Raw genomic sequence first — 4,459 nt, 5'->3', positions numbered from 1 at the left:
AGTGCCGACCGGGCACCGGCGCGGCCGGGATGTGCTGTGCATCGATGATCGCTGACAGGACGGCGGCGGTGTCGCAGTCGGTGGGCGAATACCAGATCACAATCGATGCCGTTCGCGGATAAGCGTGCACCGCGCGCACTCCGGGCAGCTTGCCGACGGTATCCTCGATCGCGACGGCCCGGGCCGCATCGACCTGAAAACCGGTGGTCTGTACACGCATGCGCCCGGCCGCTGCGGATACAACAGTCAACTGGACGCCGGAATCCCGGTGGGCCTCAGCGGTCGGCGTCATTATCCTGGTCGTTGCCTGAATCCGCCGTCGGTGGTGGTACTTCTTCCCCGATGCGCTCTGTCGCCTCGGCGACAACGTCGGCGACCGTCAATCGGGCTTTCTCGGCGCTGTTTTCGACTGTGCGCTCGGCCTCGCGCGCAACCCGCAGAGCCCAGGCGGTAGCGCTAACGGTTGCCTCGCGCAGTGGGGCCTTGGCTACCGCCTTGCGTAGCGCCTCATAGGCAGCAACCCCCACCACGCCGGCAACCACCGTGGGCGCCGCCTTCGCCAAGAGTCCATGCCAGACCATCTCGAACCATCCCTTCACATAGTTGTTTAGATCGTTGCTAGCTCACAGGCTCTGACCGCCACCGGTCGATTCGTCGATCATGACAGCGATGGGCGATCGATAACGCCGGCATGTCCGTCAACGACCAGCTGACCGTGTTCGAGGACCAACACCTGCTCGGCGAGGCTTGCGACCAGAGCGTGGTCGTGGCTGACGAGTACCACCGTGCCGCCTTCGTTCACGTGCTCACGTACCAATGCGGCGATGACCGCGGCCGAGGGGCCGTCGAGCGCCGAGGTCGGCTCGTCGAGCAGTAACACCTGCGGCTCGACAGCCAGCGACCGGGCCAAACACAACCGTTGCGCCTCACCTCCGGACAACCCCGCGGTCGCACGCGCCACGAACCCTGGTGCCAGCCCCACGCGCGCAAGCAACTCCACCGCCCGGGCCTGCGGCAAATCTGCGCGGCCGACGCGCACCTCGTCGAGCACTCGGTCGGTCAGCAACACCGGGGCTTGGGCGACCAGTCCGACCCGCCGCCGCAGCGCCAACACATCCAGTTGCGCGAGCACCACACCATCGAGCCACACCTGCCCGGTTGTGGGCTCGGTGAGCCGGTTGAGCAACCGCAGCAACGTCGACTTTCCCGCACCGCTGGCACCCATCACCGCCGTGCAGCGGCCGGCGGGAATGCTCACACTGACCTGTGCTAACAGGGTGGCCTCGCTGTTGGTCACCGTCACCTGCTCGAGGCGGAAACCATCCACGCGCACCTCCATGCATCACCATCGACGGGCCTCCTGGATCTTGGGATGTGCTCAGCCACGAATCCGAACGACGCGGCACATGGTCAACGCCGCTACAACAATCGCGGCCTCCGGTAGTGGTGGCGACGGTCGTAGCGCACGACCCACACCGAATCGATTGAGCATCATCATCGCTGGTTAAACCCATCAATCGTGGTCATCGCTGTCATGCCCGGCGGGCAGGGTGCCCAGGACGTGGAAGTTCTCGTCGAGATGCTGCGGCGGCCGCGACGCCGACCTTACATTGTCCGCTTCATCGTTCCCTCCAAATATCGAATGTAACAGATCGAGTGTAACCGTGGTTGCACCATCAACGGCAGGGTGGATGATGAAGCGCCTGGCTCGGTTATCGGGCTGCGCCAACTCGCGGCGTGTGGCCCACGGTGATCGGAAACTATACATACGTTTGTAACCATGGTTACATAGATGATATGGGTGCCCGTCGTTCTGGTCCGGGTGAGTGGGTGTTGTTCAGTTATCGGCTGCCGCGCGAGCCGTCGACACCGCGGATCACGTTGTGGCGCAAGCTCAAAAAGCTCGGGGTGGCGCATTTGGCCGACGGAGTTGTCGCGCTGCCGGCGGATGCGCGCACGCGTGAGCAGCTGGAATGGCTGGCCGATGAAGTCATCGAAGCCGGCGGCCAGGCCGGTGTGTGGTTGGCCCGTCCCAGCACTGCTGTCCAGGAGCGCGACCTGGCCGCACAAATCGCAACCGCACGCGCGGCCGAGTACGACGAGCTTGCCGCGGCAGCCGCAGCAGCCACGCGCCTGGAGGCACCCGAGCGCACAGCTGCGCTGAGGCGGTTGCGCAGACAGTGGCGCCAGATCGCCCGCCGCGACTTCTTCCCGCCACCCGAGCGTGAGCGCGGCCATGCCGCCCTACAAAACCTGGCGGCAGCCACCGAGCCGGTGCCCGACAACCAGGCTAAGGAGGTGCTGAAGTGAGGTGGGCGACGCGCGCCGGTGTGCATATCGACCGGGCCGCGTGCACCTGGCTGATCCGCCGCTTTGTTGACCCGCAGGCCGAATTCATGTTCGTCACCGACCCCGACCAGGTCCCCGACGATGTCACCCCATTCGATATGCGCGGCGCGGACTTGTCGCACCATCATGGCGACTGCACATTCGAAACCATGCTGCGTCGTTACGAAGTAAGCGATCCGGTGCTGTGGCGAATCGGCGAGATCGTGCACGAGGCCGATCTCGACGACGGCCGCTACGACGCACCGGAGGCCCCGGGCCTCGACACCGTGCTGCGCGGCCTGTCGATGACCGGAACCGATGAGCAGACCATCGCAGTCACCGACGCGCTGTTCGCCGGGCTCTACGAGTTCTACCGCCGCAGTCTGCTTCTGGGTCACGAACCCACGTGACCACCACACCCGCCCGGGGCCGCGACCGCGGCGATCTGGTGCCGTTTGGTCAGGCGTTGCGCGCGTGGTGGGTGATTTCGCTGCAGACGTTTGGCGGCCCGGCCGGTCAGATCGCGGTAATGCAGCACAGCCTCGTCGACGAGAAGCGCTGGATCGGCCAGAAACGGTTCCTGCACGCCTTGAACTACTGCATGCTGCTGCCCGGCCCGGAGGCCCAACAATTGGCGATCTATACCGGGTGGCTGCTCAACGGCAATCGCGGCGGCATCGCCGCGGGAACATTGTTCGTCATCCCGGGTGCGCTGGCAATGCTCGGGTTGTCCGCGATCTATGTCGGATTCGGCGACACCACCGCCGTGCTGGCGATCTTCGCCGGCCTGGCCCCGGCGGTGCTGGCGATCGTCACCCACGCCGTGTGGCGCGTCGGCAAACGCGCACTGGCCGGTCCTGCACTGGTCTGCACGGCGATCGCGTCGTTTATGGCGCTGGCCATGTTCGCGCTTCCGTTTCCTGTCGTCGTGGCGGGCGCGAGCGTAGTGGGCTGCCGGTACTGGCCAGCTGGCGGCCGGTGCCGGCGGCAATCGCGGTCATCGCCACCGCGCTGATCTTCGGATTGAGGTGGTCGGTGCTGCGCACCCTCGGAATCTGCGCACTGCTCGGCGGGGCAGCCGCGCTGATACACCTACCCATCACCTGATCACCCAGAAACGATGCGACCGTCACAACACCGTCGATGCCGCAGTGCAACACGCCCATCGGCGGCAGCGCCGAGCCAGCCCAGGCCCGACCAGTTCGGCCAGCCGCAGGCACAGTCGTCGCGGCTCGAACCCCACGGAAAAGTCGGAAGGGCCACAAACATAGAAGCAAGCGTCGACTCGGTACGAAGAAGGCGCTCAGGCTGGCCGGGAAACCGCACCGGCAGTTCATGGGCAACCTGTTCGGGACTCCATCGCTTACCCAACAGTTCGGCCACCACACCACATAGCTCCTCGTCACGCGCTACGTAATTAGCCGAACGAGCCGCTCCTGCTTCACGGCCATCTTGGCGTGTCGAGTCTTCCGCCCTGCTCAAGACCCGGCTATATCGGGTCCGGAGCAGGCCGATCCGGACCTTTGACCGTCATCGCGGCGAACAGCGCCAGGAACGACGCCGCCGGAATCATGTTGACGATGCGGTCGCGCACCCGGACGTGCGCACCGACGGCCAACACGAAATAGAGCGTCAGCATCGCGGTGGTGAACCTGGCCAGGCCCGGAAACCGGAACACCGACAGCAGCCCGAGCGCGGCGGCGGCCTTCACCACAGGAAGCACCGGCCGAATTGCGGTCGGCACCTCCAGCGTGTCCAGCGCTTTGGCGATGTAGGGAACCGGAATCGCGCACGCCACCGCATCGCCGGCCTGGAACGCGGCCAGCGCGGCATAGGTCCGCCCGGATGTCAGGGCGCTCATCAGCTCCTCCCCGAGTCGAGCTCAGGCGGGGCCATCATATCGTCGACCGGCTTGCGGGCGTCGGCCTCGGCTTTGGCGATAGCCTCGCCCAAAGCCTGCGCGATTGCGGGATCGGTCTGGGTGGTGAACCAGTCGGCGACCTCGGCACTGTCGTCCTCCGGCCGGGGCAGATCCTCTTCTACCGGTGCCGGCTGGTACCGGAAGACCCCGTCTTCGCCCGGCGCACCCAGCAGCTTGGTGAAACCTTGCAACGCGGAACCGAAGTCGCTG

Annotated in this window: 7 protein-coding genes and 2 pseudogenes; 4 read left to right on the top strand and 5 right to left on the bottom strand. The window is 65.8% G+C overall.

Annotation, left to right across the window (positions count from 1 at the left end; genetic code table 11):
* The 3 genes and pseudogenes from AC2VON_RS21590 to AC2VON_RS21580 all read right to left on the bottom strand — a co-directional run.
* Positions 1-292, bottom strand: a pseudogene (locus tag AC2VON_RS21590) (cadmium-transporting ATPase); the annotation flags it as partial.
* Positions 276-581, bottom strand: coding sequence for a DUF1490 family protein (locus tag AC2VON_RS21585; RefSeq protein ID WP_486954684.1), 306 nt, complete (start codon positions 579-581; stop codon positions 276-278). The gene AC2VON_RS21585 and the pseudogene AC2VON_RS21590, both read right to left, overlap by 17 nt.
* A gap of 77 nt (positions 582-658) precedes the next feature.
* Positions 659-1,333, bottom strand: a complete 675-nt coding sequence (locus tag AC2VON_RS21580; protein WP_486954685.1) for an ABC transporter ATP-binding protein — start codon at positions 1,331-1,333, stop codon at positions 659-661.
* Between the two features lie 497 nt (positions 1,334-1,830).
* Between AC2VON_RS21580 and AC2VON_RS21575 the strand changes: the two genes are divergently transcribed.
* The 4 genes from AC2VON_RS21575 to AC2VON_RS21560 are packed head-to-tail and all read left to right on the top strand — an operon-like array spanning position 1,831 to position 3,435.
* Complete coding sequence (locus AC2VON_RS21575; protein WP_486954683.1) at positions 1,831-2,310, top strand: Chromate resistance protein ChrB; 480 nt, start codon at positions 1,831-1,833, stop codon at positions 2,308-2,310.
* Positions 2,307-2,738, top strand: coding sequence for a chromate resistance protein ChrB domain-containing protein (locus AC2VON_RS21570; protein ID WP_486954682.1), 432 nt, complete (start codon positions 2,307-2,309; stop codon positions 2,736-2,738). Before AC2VON_RS21575 ends, AC2VON_RS21570 begins: the two co-directional genes overlap by 4 nt.
* On the top strand, positions 2,735-3,343 hold the full coding sequence (locus tag AC2VON_RS21565; protein ID WP_486954681.1) for a chromate transporter: 609 nt from the start codon (positions 2,735-2,737) through the stop codon (positions 3,341-3,343). Before AC2VON_RS21570 ends, AC2VON_RS21565 begins: the two co-directional genes overlap by 4 nt.
* Positions 3,307-3,435 (top strand): hypothetical protein, encoded by a 129-nt coding sequence (locus AC2VON_RS21560; RefSeq protein ID WP_486954680.1) that lies wholly within the window; start codon positions 3,307-3,309, stop codon positions 3,433-3,435. The genes AC2VON_RS21565 and AC2VON_RS21560 overlap by 37 nt, the downstream gene beginning before the upstream one ends.
* Before the next feature lie 382 nt (positions 3,436-3,817).
* On the opposite strand, the gene AC2VON_RS21555 is transcribed toward AC2VON_RS21560, so the two are convergent.
* Together AC2VON_RS21555 and AC2VON_RS21550 are read right to left on the bottom strand one after the other, a co-directional pair.
* Complete coding sequence (locus AC2VON_RS21555) at positions 3,818-4,189, bottom strand: DoxX family protein (protein ID WP_486954679.1); 372 nt, start codon at positions 4,187-4,189, stop codon at positions 3,818-3,820.
* Positions 4,189-4,459 (bottom strand): annotated as a pseudogene (locus AC2VON_RS21550) (SPFH domain-containing protein); the annotation flags it as partial. The pseudogene AC2VON_RS21550 and the gene AC2VON_RS21555, both read right to left, overlap by 1 nt.

It is taken from the genome of Mycobacterium sp. TH-M82 (assembly GCF_057473605.1).
This window is presented reverse-complemented; position numbering and strand designations above follow the sequence as displayed.

What these genes read in the sequence shown, in the direction of transcription:
- AC2VON_RS21555 (WP_486954679.1), bottom strand. Translation starts at nt 4,189, where the DNA reads ATGAGCGCCCTGACATCCGGGCGGACCTATGCCGCGCTGGCCGCGTTC.
- AC2VON_RS21585 (WP_486954684.1), bottom strand. Translation starts at nt 581, where the DNA reads ATGGTCTGGCATGGACTCTTGGCGAAGGCGGCGCCCACGGTGGTTGCC.